18 protein-coding genes are annotated in these 18,046 nt (G+C 41.8%); 13 read left to right on the top strand and 5 right to left on the bottom strand.

Annotation, left to right across the window (positions count from 1 at the left end; translation table 11 throughout):
• Positions 1 to 162 precede the first annotated feature (162 nt).
• The 7 genes from FTU22_RS01865 (at position 163) to urtE (ending at position 8,826) form a co-directional block, all read left to right on the top strand.
• A complete protein-coding gene (locus tag FTU22_RS01865) occupies positions 163 to 762 on the top strand; it encodes a YqiA/YcfP family alpha/beta fold hydrolase (RefSeq protein WP_180092930.1) in 600 nt (199 codons plus the stop codon).
• 186 nt (positions 763 to 948) lie between these two features.
• A complete protein-coding gene (parE, locus tag FTU22_RS01870) occupies positions 949 to 2,829 on the top strand; it encodes a DNA topoisomerase IV subunit B (protein ID WP_180084453.1) in 1,881 nt (626 codons plus the stop codon).
• A gap of 375 nt (positions 2,830 to 3,204) precedes the next feature.
• Positions 3,205 to 4,491: an urea ABC transporter substrate-binding protein gene (gene urtA / locus FTU22_RS01875; RefSeq protein WP_180092682.1), complete on the top strand. Its 1,287-nt coding sequence runs from the start codon at positions 3,205 to 3,207 to the stop codon at positions 4,489 to 4,491.
• A 95-nt stretch (positions 4,492 to 4,586) separates the two neighbouring features.
• Positions 4,587 to 6,221, top strand: coding sequence for an urea ABC transporter permease subunit UrtB (gene urtB / locus FTU22_RS01880; RefSeq protein WP_180092685.1), 1,635 nt, complete (start codon positions 4,587 to 4,589; stop codon positions 6,219 to 6,221).
• Between the two features lie 4 nt (positions 6,222 to 6,225).
• Positions 6,226 to 7,299: an urea ABC transporter permease subunit UrtC gene (urtC, locus tag FTU22_RS01885; protein ID WP_180092688.1), complete on the top strand. Its 1,074-nt coding sequence runs from the start codon at positions 6,226 to 6,228 to the stop codon at positions 7,297 to 7,299.
• The gene (gene urtD, locus FTU22_RS01890; RefSeq protein WP_111885123.1) at positions 7,296 to 8,117 is read left to right on the top strand and encodes an urea ABC transporter ATP-binding protein UrtD; all 822 of its coding nucleotides are present in this window, start codon (positions 7,296 to 7,298) and stop codon (positions 8,115 to 8,117) included. Before urtC ends, urtD begins: the two co-directional genes overlap by 4 nt.
• 10 nt (positions 8,118 to 8,127) lie before the next feature.
• On the top strand, positions 8,128 to 8,826 hold the full coding sequence (gene urtE, locus FTU22_RS01895; protein WP_180092691.1) for an urea ABC transporter ATP-binding subunit UrtE: 699 nt from the start codon (positions 8,128 to 8,130) through the stop codon (positions 8,824 to 8,826).
• Between the two features lie 20 nt (positions 8,827 to 8,846).
• Here the strand turns inward: urtE and FTU22_RS01900 are convergent, their stop codons facing one another.
• Entirely contained in the window at positions 8,847 to 9,056 is a 210-nt protein-coding gene (locus FTU22_RS01900; protein WP_180092694.1) for a hypothetical protein, read from the bottom strand.
• A gap of 1 nt (position 9,057) precedes the next feature.
• Positions 9,058 to 9,612 (bottom strand): hypothetical protein, encoded by a 555-nt coding sequence (locus FTU22_RS01905; protein ID WP_257225864.1) that lies wholly within the window; start codon positions 9,610 to 9,612, stop codon positions 9,058 to 9,060.
• 348 nt (positions 9,613 to 9,960) lie between these two features.
• Here FTU22_RS01905 and FTU22_RS01910 point away from each other — a divergent pair, with 348 nt between their 5' ends.
• A complete protein-coding gene (locus FTU22_RS01910) occupies positions 9,961 to 10,443 on the top strand; it encodes a DUF1877 family protein (protein WP_180092696.1) in 483 nt (160 codons plus the stop codon).
• 17 nt (positions 10,444 to 10,460) lie between these two features.
• Here FTU22_RS01910 and FTU22_RS01915 read toward each other — a convergent pair whose 3' ends face one another.
• Both FTU22_RS01915 and FTU22_RS01920 read right to left on the bottom strand, forming a co-directional pair.
• Entirely contained in the window at positions 10,461 to 10,961 is a 501-nt protein-coding gene (locus FTU22_RS01915; protein ID WP_111885126.1) for a GNAT family N-acetyltransferase, read from the bottom strand.
• Positions 10,962 to 11,061: 100 nt separating this feature from the next.
• A complete protein-coding gene (locus tag FTU22_RS01920; RefSeq protein WP_078190594.1) occupies positions 11,062 to 11,799 on the bottom strand; it encodes an outer membrane protein OmpK in 738 nt (245 codons plus the stop codon).
• A gap of 496 nt (positions 11,800 to 12,295) precedes the next feature.
• On the opposite strand from FTU22_RS01920, the gene FTU22_RS01925 reads away from it, so the two are divergent.
• The 5 genes from FTU22_RS01925 to FTU22_RS01945 all read left to right on the top strand — a co-directional run bounded on the left by FTU22_RS01925 (position 12,296) and on the right by FTU22_RS01945 (position 16,639).
• The gene (locus FTU22_RS01925) at positions 12,296 to 12,661 is read left to right on the top strand and encodes an HPF/RaiA family ribosome-associated protein (RefSeq protein ID WP_078190593.1); all 366 of its coding nucleotides are present in this window, start codon (positions 12,296 to 12,298) and stop codon (positions 12,659 to 12,661) included.
• Between the two features lie 128 nt (positions 12,662 to 12,789).
• Positions 12,790 to 13,332 (top strand): ankyrin repeat domain-containing protein, encoded by a 543-nt coding sequence (locus FTU22_RS01930; RefSeq protein WP_078193233.1) that lies wholly within the window; start codon positions 12,790 to 12,792, stop codon positions 13,330 to 13,332.
• A gap of 14 nt (positions 13,333 to 13,346) precedes the next feature.
• A complete protein-coding gene (locus FTU22_RS01935; protein WP_180092699.1) occupies positions 13,347 to 14,117 on the top strand; it encodes a transporter in 771 nt (256 codons plus the stop codon).
• Between the two features lie 54 nt (positions 14,118 to 14,171).
• The gene (gene dsbD / locus FTU22_RS01940; RefSeq protein WP_180092702.1) at positions 14,172 to 15,968 is read left to right on the top strand and encodes a protein-disulfide reductase DsbD; all 1,797 of its coding nucleotides are present in this window, start codon (positions 14,172 to 14,174) and stop codon (positions 15,966 to 15,968) included.
• Positions 15,969 to 15,970: 2 nt separating this feature from the next.
• Positions 15,971 to 16,639: a glutathione S-transferase family protein gene (locus FTU22_RS01945; RefSeq protein WP_180092705.1), complete on the top strand. Its 669-nt coding sequence runs from the start codon at positions 15,971 to 15,973 to the stop codon at positions 16,637 to 16,639.
• Positions 16,640 to 16,673: 34 nt separating this feature from the next.
• Here FTU22_RS01945 and FTU22_RS01950 read toward each other — a convergent pair whose 3' ends face one another.
• A complete protein-coding gene (locus FTU22_RS01950) occupies positions 16,674 to 17,840 on the bottom strand; it encodes a GGDEF domain-containing protein (protein WP_373886233.1) in 1,167 nt (388 codons plus the stop codon).
• Positions 17,841 to 18,046: the final 206 nt, after the last annotated feature.

Here is an 18,046-nt window from a genome sequence, read left to right on the forward strand (position 1 = left end):
TAAAATCCTCACGAACAGCTTTTACAATACCGATAACAGACCTGTCGGTGAATGCCTTTTGTCTGACAATTTTACTAAAAATTCAAATTTAGAAAATGTGACGCAGTTAGCACTTATATGCCACTTTTAAAGCAATTTAAAGATCAATTTGGAATCAAAATGATGAATATTGTGTATTTGCATGGTTTTCAAAGTAACTCAAATTCAGTGAAAGGACAGATACTGCGGCGCCATTGCGCAGACTTAAATGGGGTGCACGTGCATTTGCCAGATTTGAATATGCCACCGCTACAGGTAATGCAGCAGATGTCAGAGCTGATTGAAGGTTTGGATAATGTGGTTTTGGTCGGTAGCAGTTTAGGTGGCTTTTATGCGACGCAGTTGATGGCACGCCATCACATTCCTGCGGTACTCATCAATCCTGCGGTCTATCCATGGCAATTATTTCGTGATTTATTTGGCGACACGGCATTGCCTTATCAGGTGACTGAAACGTGGTGCTTGGATGATGCACAGCTCAATCAAATGCAGGCTTTGGCTGTATCTAAGGTTGAAAATGCAGATCAACTGTTGGTCTTGCTCCAACAAGGTGATGAAACCTTGGATTATCGTGATGCCACTAGTTTTTATAGTGCGGTTCAAGCCGGCACGGCTATGCTGATCACTGAGGTGGGTGGAACGCATGGCATGGATGATTTTGCAGAAAAAATACCGATGCTCTTGCAGTTTTTATCTGATGCTGTCAAAAATATGCCTAAATAAAATGATCCAATACAAATGCTGAAAAGCTAGATTCAACATACAAAAATAGGCAGTTACGACATCATTTGACGTTTAAATTGTTTAAGAAAATGGCGGCTGATCGCAAGAGATATGCATTTTAATAAAAAAGCATATACTGTAGCGCTTGAAGAAATGTTTTAACCAAAAAGCAGGGAATTTTGCAACGTGACGCAATATACGGCTCAATCACTTGAAGTTTTATCTGGCCTAGATCCGGTACGTCGTCGTCCGGGTATGTATACAGACACTACACGACCAAACCATTTGGCACAGGAAGTGATAGATAACTCCGTCGATGAAGCGCTTGCAGGTCATGCAAACAAAATTACTGTGACGGTTTATAAAGATGGTTCTTTGTCGGTAGAAGACAATGGACGCGGTATGCCTGTTGATATTCATCCTGAGTATGGCCAAAGCGGGATTGAAATTATTCTGACCAAATTACATGCCGGTGGTAAGTTCAGTACCGATAACTACCAATTTTCAGGTGGTTTACACGGTGTGGGTATTTCGGTGGTGAACGCACTGTCAGATCGTGTTGAAGTGGAAGTTCAGCGTCAAGGCAATCTATATAAAATGGCCTTTGAACATGGCGTTCCTGTGGCACCGCTTGAGGTGTTGGAAGGTAAATGCGCTAAACGTGCAACGGGTACTACCGTGCATTTTTGGCCTGAAGCCAAATATTTTGATTCGCCTAAATTTGCGCTGAAAGCCTTAAAGCACAACTTAAAAGCCAAGGCTGTTTTGGCTGCAGGCTTGCAGATTATTTATATCGATCAAATCAACAACGAAAAGATCGAATGGCAATTTGAAAATGGTCTGGTCGACTATTTGATGGATGAGCTACAAGACCGTGACATCGTTCCTGTTCCTGCATTTGTGGCGACTGGTGAAGCTGAACGTGCTAGTGCTGAATTTGCCATTTGCTGGAACGTTGAAGGCGGCGAACAGATTCAAGAAAGTTATGTCAATTTGATTCCAACTGCGCAAGGCGGTACTCATGTCAACGGTTTACGTTCAGGTGTGACAGATGCGATTCGTGAGTTCTGTGAATTACGTAACTTGTTGCCGCGTAATATGAAGCTGTCTGCCGAAGATGTGTGGGATGGTGTCAACTTTATTCTGTCTTTAAAATTCCAAGAGCCACAATTTTCGGGTCAGACCAAAGAACGACTTTCAAGCCGTGAAGCCTCTAGTGTGGTGTTAAATATTGCTAAAGATGCCTTTGCACTGTGGCTGAATCAAAATTCCGATATTGCTATGCAACTGGCAGAAATGGTGATTGCCAAGGCCGGTCGCCGTTTAAAAGCTGCGAAAAAAGTTGAACGTAAGAAAATCGTTTCAGGTCCAGCTTTGCCGGGTAAACTGGCTGACTGTGTGGGGCATACCCTCGAAGAATCAGAACTGTTTATTGTGGAAGGGGATTCTGCAGGTGGTTCTGCTAAGCAAGCACGTGATAAGAACTTCCAAGCGATCATGCCGATCCGCGGTAAGATTTTAAATACTTGGGAAGTGTCTTCTGATGAAGTTTTAGCATCGCAAGAAGTACATGATATTGCGATTGCGATTGGTGTAGATCCGGGCAGTGATGATTTGTCAGAACTACGTTATGGCAAGATTTGCATCTTGGCCGATGCCGATTCAGACGGTCTACATATTGCGACGTTGCTTTGTGCTTTGTTCGTTAAACACTTCCCAACTTTGGTGGAAGAAGGGCATTTGTTTGTGGCAATGCCACCACTGTTCCGTATTGATGATAATAAAGACGTTCATTACGCGCTGGATGAGGAAGAATTAAATAGCATTTTGAAAAAATGCAAAACCAAAAATCCACAAATTACTCGATTCAAAGGTTTGGGTGAGATGAACGCGAGTCAGTTGCGTGAAACGACTATGGATCCCGATACACGTCGTTTAGTGCAACTGGACTTGGATGACGTACAGTTTACTTCAGGTTTACTCGACAAATTATTGGCGAAAAAACGCTCTTCAGACCGTAAGCATTGGTTGGAACAGAAGGGTAATTTGGCCGATTTGGCGGTTTAAAATGGCAATAAGGAAAAAAACCACGCAAGTGGTTTTTTTTTGCTTCAAATGTAGGAAAAGCTGCATGATTTGTGTGCTAAAACACCGTATTTTTTGAAAAACGTAGCAAAATTGTTCAATTATAGGTCAAATGTTGGATACAAGTTTGTATGCATCTTTGTGGTGATTTTACGGTGTTTGGATCGAACCATAAAAAATTACAAGCAAGTTTTTTGAATATAACCATATGAAAAATAATGTTTAAAAATTAATAAAAGCACTCAATGCAAATAAAAAATAAGGCTTGGCACAGTTATTGAATTGCTCTGTTGTGATGAAAGACAACAAATGCATTTTAAAAATGTGACTTACAAGCTTAGGTTGGGAGTGTGAATAATGTTTCAACGCAATGTATTTGGTAAAAGTATTTTAGCGGCAACGATGACTGGGGCGATTGCTTTAACGGGCTGTTCAAAACCTGCAGAAGAAAAAACAGAAAGTGCTGCATCTGAACCAAAAGCGGCTGCAGCAAGTGGCGATACTATTAAAGTCGGGATCTTACATTCGCTGTCAGGCACGATGGCGATCTCAGAAACTTCTCTTAAAGATACGGCCTTGATGGCGATTAATGAAATTAATGCCAATGGCGGGGTATTGGGCAAAAAACTAGAACCTGTGGTGGTTGATCCGGCATCGGACTGGCCATTATTTGCGGAAAAAACCCGTCAGTTGATTACCCAAGACAAAGTAGCCGTGATTTTTGGTTGCTGGACGTCGGTATCTCGTAAGTCGGTTTTACCCGTGGTTGAAGAATTAAATGGCTTATTGTTCTACCCTGTTCAGTATGAAGGTCAGGAACAGTCTAAAAATATTTTCTACACAGGCGCTGCACCGAATCAGCAAGCGATTCCTGCTATTGAATACCTGATGAGTGAAGAGGGCGGTAAGGCAGAACGCTTTGTACTGTTGGGCACGGACTATGTTTACCCACGCACTACCAACAAAATCTTACGTGCATTCTTGAAGTCGAAAGGCATTGCCGATGCAGACATCATGGAAGAATATACCCCATTTGGTCATAGCAACTATCAAACCATTGTGGGCAATGTGAAGAAGTTTGCGGCAGGGAAAAAGACGGCTGTGATCTCGACCATTAACGGCGATTCAAATGTGCCGTTCTATCGTGAATTGGGTAACCAAGGCATCAAAGCTGCGGATATTCCAGTGATGGCGTTCTCTGTAGGTGAAGAGGAATTACGCGGTATCGACACCAAGCCGCTGGTCGGACACTTGGCATCGTGGAACTACTTCATGTCAGTGAAAAATCCAGTGAATACTGAATTCACCAACAAAATGAAGCAGTATGCCGTGGAATACAAACTGCCAAATGCCGATAAATTTGTGACCAATGACCCGATGGAAGCTACCTATGTCGGCATCAATATGTGGAAACAAGCGGTAGAAAAAGCAGGAAGCACAGATGTCGATAAAGTGCGTGAAGCTATGGCCGGCCAAGAATTTAAAGCGCCATCGGGCTATACCTTGCAAATGGATGCGTCGAACCATCATTTGCATAAACCAGTCATGATTGGTCAGATCCGTGCCGATGGTCAGTTTGATGTGGTACACAAAACGGCAAAAACCATTGCTGCAGAGCCATGGAGTCCGTACATCCCTAAATAATTCAATTCGAATGCCTGTTGCTATTGTGTAGCAGGCCTTTTTTGATGTGATCCCTGTATGGGGTTGTTCTATTACTCAATAGGGATGCTTATAAGATGAAAAAATTACGCAATTTCCCGATCCTTTTTCTATTCCTAAGCCAATTATTCTGTCTGCAAATCGTGCATGCAGAAACTACAGCGGATGTGGTGTCTATGGTGCAATCTGTGCAGCAAGGTGACGCCATTCAGCAATTTGTTCGCGGGAGTTTTACCGAGCGACGTAGTTTACTGAATCAATGGCCGGGCGATCTTGAATCCTTAGATCAGTTGGCCGCATTGGTCGAAAAAGACCAGTTATATAGTGGTCAAAGCGGTCAAACCTATATTTTAGAAACTGACGAAAAATTATTGAGCTATCCTGATTTGCAAACCGTGACGGATTGGCCTGCCGATTTATCTCAAGTGACTTTGGTGAATACCCTTCGTAAAGCCTTAACGTTTGCTCAAGCGAAAGAAAAGCTGCAATCGGATGATCTAAACCAGCGTTTAGATGCGATCGATATTTTAGAAAATAACTTGGCTGAGTTGGATGTTAAAAATATTAATCAATTGTATTTAAATGAAAAAAATAACAAAGTTAAAGCCCGTTTAGCGCAGCTCAAAGCACGCTTGGACTATCGAAACCCTGATGTTTTACAAAAAATACAGGCGGCTAAAGTGCTGCAAGATTCTAACCGTCCCGATGTGTTGGCAATGGTGGAGCAGGAATTACAACAAGCCAATCTGCATCCCGAGTTAAAAGCCGCACTGACAGAAGCCAAGAGCAATATTAAAACCCGTATTCAGGCCAGTGAATGGACTGGACATGTCTTTTCCGGACTGAGCACGGCCAGTATTTTACTGCTGGCGGCGTTGGGCTTAGCCATTACGTATGGCCTGCTAGGCGTGATTAATATGGCGCATGGTGAACTGATCATGATCGGGGCCTACACCACTTATGTGGTGCAAAGCCTGTTTAAGAGTTATCTCAGTAGCTATGTCGATTGGTACTTGATTGCCGCGATTCCTGCTGCGTTTTTTGTTAGCGCTTTGATTGGCATGTTGATTGAACGTGCCGTTATTCGTCCCTTGTATGGCCGTCAATTGGAAACACTATTAGCCACCTTTGGTGTGAGCTTAATTTTGATGCAATTGGTGCGCATGGTTTTTGGTGCGCAGAACGTCGAGGTGTCAAATATTTCATGGCTGTCAGGGGGCATTGCTGTGACACCCAGTCTGATGCTGCCTTATAACCGTATTGCCATTATTGGCTTTACCGCTGCGGTACTGTTGTTGCTGGTTTACTTGCTGAATAAAACTCGCTTTGGTTTATTTGTTCGTGCCGTGACGCAAAACCGTCAAATGGCACAGGCCGTAGGTATCCGTTCTAGCCGCATTGACATGATGGCTTTTGGCCTAGGTTCGGGGCTTGCAGGTCTGGCAGGTTGTGCCTTAGCACAAGTCGGCAATGTCGGTCCTGATCTAGGTCAAAACTATATTATTGATGCGTTCTTGGTGGTTGTGGTGGGTGGTGTGGGCCAAGTATGGGGCGCAGTACTGGCTGCCTTAGGTCTAGGTGTCAGTGGCACTGTGCTGGAAATCGGCATGGGTGCGGTCTTAGCGAAAATTATTCTACTGGTTCTTGTGATTTTGTTTATTCGAAAACGTCCACAAGGTTTGTTTGCCATCAAAGGCCGTTTTGTGGAGTAAGCGCATGAAAATCACTTCGTTATTATCGGATAAACCCTATAGCGGTATGGCGATTGCCGTGTGCTTTGCCATTTTGCTGATTTTGCCTTGGTTACATGTATTGCCAGCCGATTCAGCACTGCATTTATCAGCGTATTGGGTCACGCTCATTGGCAAGATTATGTGTCTCGCCTTGGTGGCATTGGCCTTAGATTTGGTTTGGGGCTATGCCGGCATTTTAAGTTTGGGACATGGTCTGTACTTTGCCTTGGGCGGCTATGCCTTCGGTATGTATCTCATGCGTGAGGCGGCAGGCGATGGCTTACCCGACTTTATGCGCTTTTTGAGTTGGACTGAGCTACCGTGGTACTGGATGGGTACTGAACATATCGTGTGGGCATTGGCTTTGGTGGTTTTAGTTCCGGGATTGATTGCCTTCATTTTTGGCTTCTTTGCCTTCCGCTCAAAAATTAAAGGCGTGTATTTTTCAATTATTACCCAAGCCATGACTTTTGCCGCTGCGCTACTATTTTTCCGCAATGAAACCGGCTTTGGCGGTAACAACGGCTTTACCGGTTTTAAAACCATCTTAGGTCTAGATATTACCTCTGCACCAATGCGTGCAACCTTGTGTTTCCTCACGGCACTGACTTTGCTTATCTGTTTTGTCGGTTTACGTCACCTGATGAATAAACCCTATGGTCGCGTACTTGGTGCAATTCGTGACAGTGAAAACCGTTTGCAATATTTAGGTTACCGCACCTTATGGTACAAGCTCTCTGCATGGGTGTTGTCAGCAGTGATCGCAGGGATTGCTGGTGCTCTGTATGTCCCTCAAGTCGGCATTATTAACCCGAGTGAAATGAACCCTGTCAATTCGATTGAAATGGCAGTGTGGGTGGCTGCAGGGGGGCGCGGTACGCTGATTGGCCCGATTTTGGGAGCAGGTTTAATCAATGGGGTGAAGACCTATTTCACGGTGGCTTATCCAGAGGCATGGCTATTGATTTTAGGTGCACTGTTTATTGTGGTAACGATATTCCTGCCAAAAGGTGTGATTGGGTTATTAGAGCGGTTTAAAAAGGAGCGCAGCGAATGAATGATCAATGGGTTCAACCGCATGGCGGTCACGCTGTTGAAGGTTATGGACGACCGAAAGAGCAGGGTGCGGACTTCAGTCACGGGATTGCCCTGTATTTGGAAAAAGTCAGCGTTTGGTTTGATTCTTTCCGCGCATTAAATGATTTGTCGTTATATATCAAAGAAGGTGAGCTGCGTTGCATCATTGGTCCCAATGGTGCAGGCAAAACCACGCTGATGGATGTGATTACAGGGAAAACTCGCCCAACAGAAGGTTCGGCTTTTTTTGGGCAAACCTATGATTTGGCAAAAATGAGCACGGAGCAAATTGCAGAAGCTGGAATTGGTCGTAAGTTTCAAAAGCCTACTGTATTTGAAAATTTTACCGTGATGGAAAACCTGTTATTGGCAGCACCGAAAGATAAACGGGTGAAAAAGAGTTTTTTCAGCAAGCTTGATCCAGATGCGCAAAATGCCTTGGACGAATCTTTAGCACAAATCCGCTTAGAAGAATTAATCCATAAACCGGCAGGGCTGTTGTCACATGGTCAAAAGCAGTGGTTAGAAATAGGCATGCTACTGATGCAGCGTCCAAAGTTGATTTTGCTGGATGAACCCGTAGCAGGGATGACCGATGCTGAAACAGAGCGTACCGCAGAGCTGTGTTTAGAGTTGAAAAAGAACCATACCCTTGTTGTGGTTGAACATGACATGAGCTTTATTGACACCATCAGTGAAAAAGTCACCGTATTGGCGCAAGGTGCGATTTTGGCCGAGGGTACATTGGCCGAAGTCCAAGCCAATGAAGATGTCATTGAAAAATATCTTGGACGTTAAGGAGCAGACCATGTTAAAAGTCAAAGACGTCAATCAGTTTTATGGCGGCAGTCATATTTTAAGAGATGTGACATTTGCCGCTCCTGTGGGCACATGTTCGGTGGTGCTCGGGCGAAATGGTGTGGGTAAAACCACCCTCTTAAAATGCTTAATGGGTATGTTACCGATCAAGTCAGGGCAGATCTTACTGGATGGCAAAGATATTTCTAAACTGAGTCCAGAGCAACGTGTACGCGAAGGATTGGCTTATGTACCGCAAGGACGAGACATTTTTTCAACCTTGACCGTTGAAGAAAATATTTTGATTGGGATGGCAAAATTTAAAGGCGCTAAGACCCGAAAAGTGCCAGAACATCTCTATGAGATTTTCCCCGTATTGGATGAAATGAAACATCGTCGAGGTGGAGATTTATCTGGTGGTCAGCAGCAACAATTGGCGATTGCCCGTGCGCTCGCTTCCGAACCGCGGGTATTGATTTTAGATGAACCGACCGAAGGCATTCAGCCCTCGATTATTAAAGATATTGGCCGTGTGATTCGTCAGTTAGCTGATGGCGGAGAAATGGCGATTGTTTTGGTTGAGCAGTTTTACGATTTTGCAGAAGAACTGGCAGATGAATATACCGTGATGGCGCGGGGGCAAGTGATTGCACAAGGTGTCGGTAGTGAAATGCCTGAAAAAGGCATTCGGGAATTGGTGGCGATTTAGATCGCCACTTTGTTTAAAAACTATTTTTTAGGCTCAAAATCTTTAATTGGTTTTGATCCTTTATCTTCAGGGTCTGGCGAAAATTCAAAATTATTATCTGGTAGATTAAGCTGAAAGCCTAAATATTGACCTGGTTTGGATCGTGTAATTCTTCTTCGTCGTACGTCGGTCTTTGTCTTTTTATTATAGCTTGCTTGTTTAATATTTTTTTGTTCGCCATCATTGGTCATATTAAGCACCTCTAGTTAAAAAAATAAATAATTGGACGAAGAAAATTAAATTCAAAAGAAATATAAAGGAAATTGCCGCAGCTTTAATAAGTTTTTGTGATTTATTGATAAGAAGTAAACGTTCTCCTAAAGCTTCTTTATTTTCCGTAATACAATTAACGTATGTTAAATATATATGCCAATAGGTTGCTGCAGGAATATCAGTTTTTTCTAGAACTTTATTTTTTAGGGAAGTTTCACTAATCGGGAATTTTGAAGAGTTATGTAAATTACTTGCTAAATAGAGTTGATACCATGCACTCGATAAAAAGCAACCTAATAAAAAAATATTAATTAGAATTAAGGGACTTATAAAAACCGGAGCTTTGGTTAATATAGATGAAAAAAAAGCTGAAACAATCATCGTTGTAAAAGCTACTATAATTACGCTCAACAAGGTAATTTGTCGTCCAATTTTTTCATCGAATTTCGAAGAACGATTTAGTTCAAAATTATATTCATTTTGAGCTATTTCGGCTAAAAATTTATATTTTGCGTTAAAGTCTTCTTTTTCCATTTAATTTTCTTTAAAGGTTAAGTTCTTATAAGTTAATTAATTTTATATGTAATAGTTAAGTTTTTAAACTGAAAAATATAACTATTGAGTCTATTACTAATCAGATCAACCACAGCAAAATTACTTGGACTTTTAAAAGCAAAGTGTATGAGATCTGATCTAAGGTTTATAAAAAATGAATCTCTATATTTACTTAAACCTTAAATTTTTGAATTGCACTTTTCATTGGAAAAATAACGTTTAATCAATATTTTTGTAAAAATCAAGCTAAAGTGGATACAAAAAAATGCATTTTTTTTGTAAGGTAAAAGTTAATCTTAACTAAATACATAACAAGAAGATAAGAATATGGACGCGATATTATATTTGATCCCACCAAATGATTTGGAAACACTGATTTTAGAAGCAGAAACCCCTCAAGATGTCTTGGATTCACCCTTTGTACAACACTCCTTATTTTTAGGGGAAGCATGGCAAGAGTTGAATCCATTATTAAGCGTGAACAGTGATTCATCTGCGGCACTGAGTTATGCCATTCAGGCAGAACATCCTTTGTCAGAGCGACGACCGGGACTGAGCCTTGCAGTGCATTACAATACCGTAGTTCGCGTTGCAGAAATCCATCAGGCATTACAGCAGTTAAGCGTGGATGAAATCAAAAAACGTTATTTGGTCACGATTGCTGAAACCGCACCTGAGCAAGAGCTTAAATTGGCCGAATTAAAACTGCTTTTTTTACAGTTACAAGATCTTTATCGTGATGCGGTGCGTCATAACCTATCGGTGCTGAGTGTGATACAAGATGGTATTCGTTTGGATAAATTACCATAAACACAGCTCAACACGGGCTATAACTGAAGTTGCATCAGGACGAGATCACGCCATTCACCAAACTTTTGTCCCACTTCAGGCATATAACCTGTTTGCTTAAAGCCTAATTTTTTGTGCAGGGCAATCGAGGCGCTATTGCCGTGATCAATGCCAGCGATCATGACATGCATATTTTGGCTTTTGGCATGCTGAATTAGGTGCTCTAATAATTGCTGACCGAGACCCAGTCGAGCATAGTTTGGGTCAATATAGACAGAATGCTCCACAGTATGTCGATAGCCAGCAAAATGACGGAAAGAACCATAGTCAGCATAACCTGCGATTTGCTGTTGATCCTGATCTTCAATCACCACAAATGGAAAATTTTGCTTTTGGAATTCCAGCAATTTCTGTTGAAAAGAGTCGAGGCTGTAGGCTTGATCATTCCATGTCGCAAAGCCGTTGAGAACTTCATGATTATAGATTGCGAGAATGGCCGCTAAGTCTTGTGGAATTGCAGGTCGAATGAGAAAAGACATGCGCAAATTTCTGATAAAAATAAAGTCAATTTAAAAACTTAGGCATAAAAAAAGCAAGGTGATGAACCTTGCTTTTTCTTCATCGCGTTCTGAGTCGAACTTAGAAGTGGTATTTCACCAAAGCACTGACATCGTTTTGGTCTACGCCTTTAATACCAAATTTGTTGTTCCAAACTGAATGTTCGATACCAACATATAATTTAGTTTTTGGTGAAATGTGTTTACCCACATTCCATTTGTACTGAGATGTCCAGTTTAATTCACTTGCATGGTCTGCTTCAGCAGTAGACCAGTCTAGGAAGGCATCTGCTAAAAACTCTTCTGAACCTAATTTGAACGGCACTGCATAAGTGATTGTCATTTGATAATCATCTTTAGTTTTGTCGTTAGCCGCTTTATAGAAGTTCACATTCGCATATTGTGTATATGGAATATCGAGAGAGAAACCTACACCGTACAAGAAGTTGTTAAATTCAGAGTTGTGGTGATCGTAACCGGCATTATGTTCCCAAGTCGTTGCAATAAGAACATCTTTGATTGGACCCATAGAAAGGTCTTTACCAGAAACTTCACCTAAGCTTAAACGTGGCGCTAATTCTGCATAAGTTGATTGATCATCGTTACCATCCAATTGTTGGTCAACGAAGAAGAATACATCTGAATATTTCAGTTTAGCTGCATATTCGGCTGTGATCGTTGTACGGTCTTCAGTACCAACTTCATAGTTTTCACCATATAAGCCAGTTAAGCTGAAATCTTGCCATACGATAGGTGAAGCTTGAGTGAAAGCAGCAGCAGATGCTAATGCACATGATGCAACGATTTGTGTAAGTTTCATTAAAAAAATATCTCCCCCGAGAAGCACTGAAAGCATACAGATTATTAAGCAAAAATAAAGCCAAATTTTACTCAACGGCAAAATTGTTTTGTAATTTGAAGGGGAAATATGCCGTGAATGATCGATGACGGTAAAAGCGAGATTTTGAGTTGGAATGGAATTGTACAAATAGAAGGTGGGCGTCGAGGAAATGCACAAAAATATGACCCAAATCAATTAAAATAATGCAAATCTACAATAAAGTCTTACTTTTTGTATGGATATTAAAAAAATATCAAAATAGCACTTGCAAAATTCTAACTTAAGACCGATATTCGAAGTATAAGGACACGGATCTGCAGACTCTAAAGTGTTCATCATTCAATGTGGAGGACGACGTTCCATACAAAGTTGAAGATGGTCATTGCTGTAACATTTACAGCAAATGTAACGTGCCAAGATAATAAGTTTTGCACAAATATTTATAGATATTACAGATAGATATGAGGATGATATTATGAACATTGAAATCCGTACAGATAAAAACATTATAAACAGTGATCGACTAATTACATACGTTCGTGCAGAACTTAATGAAGAATTTCAGCGCCATAGTGAACGCATTACTCACTTTTCGGTGCATTTAAGTGATGAAAATGGGGACAAGGGTGGTAGCGACGACATTAAATGTATGATTGAAGCGCGTCCTGCTGGTTTGAAGCCTGTCGTGGTCAACCATCGTGGTCATAATGTAGATACAGCTATTCACGGTGCAATTGATCGACTTAAACGTAGTCTTGAACATGTGTTCGAAAAGAAAGAGAACCCACGCAGTACACAACCTGCTTTTGCTGAAGCAGATGACAGCGTAGACGACGAATAAGTCTCAAAATTTAAAAAAGCCCTGCGGGGCTTTTTTTGTGTGTTTTGTATTTTGTTTTACATGAAATTCAAACAAACGCAGCTTTATTCGGCATAATAGATCAAAATAAATTGAAGTGAGCTTTCCAGATGTTAACAGCGCAACAACAGCTTTTTGTGCAAGCGTTAGAAGAACAAGATCTTGCACAGGTGCAACGCCTGTTGGCAGATGGTCTTAATCCAAATTTTATCGACTTTGAAAAAGGACCTGCGGTTTCTGTATGGTCTGATGGTTTGTTTAAATGGTGGGAAATGGTTTGCGAAGCATATGAAGCAGGTCAACCCTTAACAGCAGAACAGAAAGCACAACATTTAGACGTACATATGCAAATCTTGGAAGCGCTGATTCAAGCCAAAGCCAATGTGCATTTATGGGATGCTGAAGAAATTTATGGTCCATTATGGGACGCCGCGAGTGCAGCATGTGTCCCTGCGGTACAGCGCTTATTGGATGAAAAAGTGAATCCAAATATGATTGATAGCGATGGTTTAACCATTTTATCGTCGATTAGTGAATTATTTTTTGACTGTGATTTTGACGCGGTAAATTGGTCAGAAGCATTGGAAGAAGAAAAACAAACCTTGGAGCTTTTGCGTAGCCATGGCGCAAAAATGACCAAAGAATTAGCATAATTGTGAGTAAAAACATGACTGTATTTAAAGTTTTAAGCATTGCAACATTATCCAGTTTGAGCCTGTCTGCATTTGCGGCGGATTTTTCATTTGACCGTCCGGGCGCGGGTATGGGCACAGGCATTACCCCTGTCGGTCGTTTGGCGTGGGAACAAAGTTTGCCAGCAGCGAGCTATAGTGAAAGTCGTGATGACAATGGTGAAAAAGTAAAAAACACCACTTTAAATGCAGACATGTTGTTCCGTACGGGTTTGGCAAAAGATTTGGAATTGCAATTGGGTTGGCAAGGTCCTGCATGGTCTAAAACCAAAGTTGCGGGTCGCTCAGTTGAAGAAGATGGTTTGGGTGATGTCAGCATTGGCCTGAAAAAAGCCATTGATTTGAATGATGAGAAATTATCGATGGCCATTCTTGCTGAAGCCATTATTGCAACAGGCAATCAAGGCTTTAGTGCTGAAGATGACATTTATAGTCTGACTTCAGCCGTGGCTTATGATTATAGCGATATGATTGGTACGTCAATAACCATGCGTTATGAAGTTCAAGATGGTGATTGGGCTGTGAGTGCTATTCCTGGATTGGAATATCAAATAGCGGGTAATTTATCGGGTTTTTCTGAGCTGGTTTATCGCAAAGCAGAGAGTACCGATCAGGAAGTGTCTTTGGCTTCAGGCCTGACATATGCCGTTTCGGATCGTATGCAGTTGGATGCGAGCGTTGGTCTAGAACTCACTGGCGGTCATAAAAATTATCAGTCAGGTTTAGGTGTATCTTACCTGTTCTAAAAGAATCCTAAATTTTAAAACGTATAAATACAGACTGAGGATGAATTCAGCTGAATGAAACAATGGACTTATGTTGCGGCAGCGGCTGTGCTGTCGTTCAGTATGGGCGTCTCTGCTCAGGATGCATTACTTTCAGCTGAAGATGCTTTTCCTTTCTCGGTCGTCTCTGATCGTACAGATCAGGCGGAGCTGAGTTGGGATATTCCAGCGCATTATTATCTGTATCAGCACAAAATAGAGGTGAAGCAGGGCAATCAAGTTTTAGCTTTGGATTTGCCTGCTGCTGAGGATTTAAAAGATGATAACTATGGTCATACGCAGGTGTATTACCAACAGTTGAGTTTTAAAATTCCGACTCAAAAACTGCAGACCTATCAAGTCAGTTGGCAAGGCTGTGCCAAGGATCGGGTGTGTTATCCACCACAGAGCATCAGCTTTGAAACGGATGCTTCTGGCTTGGTCACACAGCAAAATCTAGCCACTCCAAGTAAACGCTTACTCGACTTTGCAGCAGAAAATAATGCCGAACAGCCTACGGCGAATCGTTTAGATCAGCAGCGGGCAGAGAATGCTGCACTGGCTTCTGATCGCTATACAGCAAGTGACCAAATGTGGTCTGAAAAATTAGCGCAAAGCTCCATATTTTATGGACTTTTGCTGTTTTTTGGACTGGGTTTTTTGCTGGCTTTTACCCCTTGTTCATTGCCAATGCTGCCGATTTTAACCTCACTGATTGTCCGCGACAGCCGAGGTTTAAAAGCATGGATGATTGCACTGACTTTTGTCACCAGTATGGCGATGGTGTATGCCATTCTCGGCTTGGTGGCATCGTCTGCAGGTTTGAATTTCCAACGTCGGTTGCAACAACCCTCGACTTTAATTGCCTTTAGCGTGCTCTTTGTAGTTTTTGCCCTGAATTTATTTGGTTTATTTGAACTGAAATTGCCACGCAGTTGGGTCAATCGCTTAGACCAAGCGCAGGCGATGCAAAAGGGCGGTAGTCTCGTTGGCGCTGGAGTCATGGGGATGATTTCAGCATTGCTAGTCGGTCCTTGTATGACAGCACCGTTGGCAGGTGCATTATTATTCATTTCCCAAACCCAAAGTCAGTGGCAAGGTGCATTATTGTTATTCACCCTCGGCTTTGGCATGGGGACCCCGCTATTGTTGGCCAGTGTCCTTGGCTCACGGGTATTGCCTAAAGCGGGTATGTGGATGAATCAAATCAAGGTGCTCTTTGCTTTCATCATGTTGGCATTGGCTTTGTATTTTATTCGACCATTGATCAGTGAAGCTTGGTTACAGTGGTTATCCCTTGCTCTGGGGCTGGTGTTTAGCGCTTATGTGCTTTGGCGCATTTTATGGCGCAGTACTCAGCTCAAATGGTTATATATCTTGGTGTTCTGTGCAGCCGTACCTTATATTCTGTACAGTCAATATCAACACAGCCAACGTTTTTTAGTCGAAGAAAATCAAAAACAAAGTGCTTGGCATGTGGCACATACAGCTGAAGAGTTTCAACGTTTATTAAGTGAAATTCCCCAAGGTCAATCCGCGATTATTGATGTCTATGCCGATTGGTGTGTGGCCTGTCAGCCGATTGAACATAAAGTTTTAAAATCGGCTGCGGTACAACAGGCTTTAGCACCGTATTACTTAATTAAGTTAGATTTGAGTCAGTATGATGCAACCCATCAAGTACTGCTCAATCAATGGGATATTTTAGGGCCACCGACCTATTTATTTTTAGATACAGCACATCAAGAGATACGTGGACTGCGTTTGACAGGTGCTTTTAGTGAGGAAGAATTGCTAGCGCAATTGGAAAAATTTAAATCGCGTGGAGAATAACAATGATGCAATTATATATTGCCAATAAAAACTATTCGACGTGGTCTATGCGACCGTGGTTGGTGTTACACGCGTTTAATTTACCCTTTCAAGAGATCTTGATTCCTTTTTCTGAAGAAGCAGATGGCGGAGCATTCAAGCAGCAAATGTTAGCCCTACATGCCAATGGTAAAGTGCCCCTACTGCAACATGACGGTGTGATGATTTGGGACTCATTGGCAATTTGTGAATATTTGGCAGAGCAGTTTCAAGATCTTCCACTGTGGCCTAAAGATCCCGCGCAACGCGCATGGGCACGTAGTATTTGCGCGGAAATGCACAGTAGTTTTATGCAATTGCGTAGCTTATGTAGTATGAATCTGCAGGCGGATTATGGTCGTCATGGTCAGAGATTATGGTTTGAACATGCCGAATTACGTGCTGAAGTAGCGCGAATCGAGCAGATTTGGTCGAGTCGTGCTGCGGTGGATGGCTTTCTATGCGGTGAATTTAGTATTGCCGATGCATTTTTTGCACCCGTGGTGACACGTTTACAGACCTTCCAGCTACCTGTGAGTGACAACACACAGCGTTATATGCAAAAGATTTTGCAGCATCCTTCTGTGGTGGAATGGATCACGGCTGCTCAACTGGAACAGCCAGTCCGTCGTATGGAACAGTATCCACGTTAAAAGCTCAACGCCACGTCTGACCTAGATAAAAGTTTTAAACCAAATGGCTAAAGCTTTGTTGTTCTGTGTACGCCATGACCATGTTACGACCACCAGCTTTAGCTGCATATAGCGCTTGATCTGCATGGGTCAGTAATTGTTGTGGTACTAATTCAGGCGTAGAAATTGCAATGCCAAAACTAGCTGTCACATGAATTGACTGACCGTCATGCCCCCAAATTTCAAGCTGTTCAATGGCTTTTCGACAGCGCTCTGCAATGAAAATCGCTTGTTCTAAGTTAGAATTTTTTAACACCAAAATAAACTCTTCCCCGCCAAAACGCCCAACTACATCACTACCGCGTAAATGTTGGTTTAATACTTGGCTGACGAGAATCAAGGTTTCATCGCCTTTATCGTGTCCATATTCATCATTGATACGTTTGAAATGGTCTAAGTCCAACAAGACCAGTGCATATGTATCTGTTTTAGCACTATCGAGCTGTTCCAAACACTGATTGATACTGCGTCGATTAAATAAATTGGTCAGTGGGTCGACTTGACTGAGTTTTTGTATCAAATGCTCACGGTGACGCCATTGGCTCAGTAAGATTTCAAATAAAGCCAGACAGGTTAATAAAATAGGAACAATGAAAAAGATCATTGAGAAGAGCCAAAAACTATTTTGATAGCCATAGGCATGAGGTTGAAAAATCGGGGCATAGGGAATAATGCCGCGAATACTTAAGTACATGCAAATAGATAAAAAAATCGTGGCTGGAATCAGCATGCTATAGACGATTTTTCGTGTAAATAGCACTAATCCAACGGTCACCAGGCTCACATAGGAGATCATGGTGGCTGGGCTCATGACACCAATTAAGTAGCCGTCACGACATAAAGAAATGACGAATAAGCCGACCGAAAGATAAGGTAAAACAAGCTGAATTTTTGGGTTTTCTTTTCCAGCATAGCAAGGCCAAATCAATAGCACCATTAAGCCAAAAAAGACGATGTTGGTCCACAATTGAGAATGGATTAGATCAAGGTTAACCCACTGCCAAAGTTCAGGTGTAAAAGAAATATATAATTTCCAAATAATCCAAAGCAGATGAATGGCTGAGCCAAGCATCAGCATGAGCATACACTTTTTCAGGATGCTCCAATTCATGACCACTTCATCTTCCAGTAAATACTGGGCGATTCTATTGCGAAGGATCATGTCACGTATGCTTGATTTCACCGTCATCCTGTGTCATTGCCCTGTTCGAGTTATCAGTTTTTTTCTTAAAGTTTATATAGATATCATTTTATAGGCTTACATTAGCATGAAAATTTACACTTGATAACGGTCAAGAACCGCTCAGTAATTTTAAATTTTTTTACGAGTTTAAAAAGATTGTTCTAAAAATAAAACATAGTGTCATA

Origin of the sequence: Acinetobacter sp. YH12076 (assembly GCF_013419525.1) — a bacterium.
GTDB lineage: Bacteria > Pseudomonadota > Gammaproteobacteria > Pseudomonadales > Moraxellaceae > Acinetobacter > Acinetobacter amyesii.

What these genes read in the sequence shown, in the direction of transcription:
- FTU22_RS01925 (WP_078190593.1), top strand. Translation starts at nt 12,296, where the DNA reads ATGAACATTGAAATCCGTACAGATAAAAACATTATAAACAGTGATCGA.
- FTU22_RS01945 (WP_180092705.1), top strand. Translation starts at nt 15,971, where the DNA reads ATGATGCAATTATATATTGCCAATAAAAACTATTCGACGTGGTCTATG.
- FTU22_RS01865 (WP_180092930.1), top strand. Translation starts at nt 163, where the DNA reads ATGAATATTGTGTATTTGCATGGTTTTCAAAGTAACTCAAATTCAGTG.
- FTU22_RS01905 (WP_257225864.1), bottom strand. Translation starts at nt 9,612, where the DNA reads ATGGAAAAAGAAGACTTTAACGCAAAATATAAATTTTTAGCCGAAATA.
- FTU22_RS01950 (WP_373886233.1), bottom strand. Translation starts at nt 17,840, where the DNA reads ATGATCCTTCGCAATAGAATCGCCCAGTATTTACTGGAAGATGAAGTG.
- FTU22_RS01910 (WP_180092696.1), top strand. Translation starts at nt 9,961, where the DNA reads ATGGACGCGATATTATATTTGATCCCACCAAATGATTTGGAAACACTG.
- urtC (WP_180092688.1), top strand. Translation starts at nt 6,226, where the DNA reads ATGAAAATCACTTCGTTATTATCGGATAAACCCTATAGCGGTATGGCG.
- FTU22_RS01915 (WP_111885126.1), bottom strand. Translation starts at nt 10,961, where the DNA reads ATGTCTTTTCTCATTCGACCTGCAATTCCACAAGACTTAGCGGCCATT.
- urtD (WP_111885123.1), top strand. Translation starts at nt 7,296, where the DNA reads ATGAATGATCAATGGGTTCAACCGCATGGCGGTCACGCTGTTGAAGGT.
- FTU22_RS01900 (WP_180092694.1), bottom strand. Translation starts at nt 9,056, where the DNA reads ATGACCAATGATGGCGAACAAAAAAATATTAAACAAGCAAGCTATAAT.
- urtA (WP_180092682.1), top strand. Translation starts at nt 3,205, where the DNA reads ATGTTTCAACGCAATGTATTTGGTAAAAGTATTTTAGCGGCAACGATG.
- urtB (WP_180092685.1), top strand. Translation starts at nt 4,587, where the DNA reads ATGAAAAAATTACGCAATTTCCCGATCCTTTTTCTATTCCTAAGCCAA.
- urtE (WP_180092691.1), top strand. Translation starts at nt 8,128, where the DNA reads ATGTTAAAAGTCAAAGACGTCAATCAGTTTTATGGCGGCAGTCATATT.
- FTU22_RS01920 (WP_078190594.1), bottom strand. Translation starts at nt 11,799, where the DNA reads ATGAAACTTACACAAATCGTTGCATCATGTGCATTAGCATCTGCTGCT.
- dsbD (WP_180092702.1), top strand. Translation starts at nt 14,172, where the DNA reads ATGAAACAATGGACTTATGTTGCGGCAGCGGCTGTGCTGTCGTTCAGT.
- FTU22_RS01930 (WP_078193233.1), top strand. Translation starts at nt 12,790, where the DNA reads ATGTTAACAGCGCAACAACAGCTTTTTGTGCAAGCGTTAGAAGAACAA.
- FTU22_RS01935 (WP_180092699.1), top strand. Translation starts at nt 13,347, where the DNA reads ATGACTGTATTTAAAGTTTTAAGCATTGCAACATTATCCAGTTTGAGC.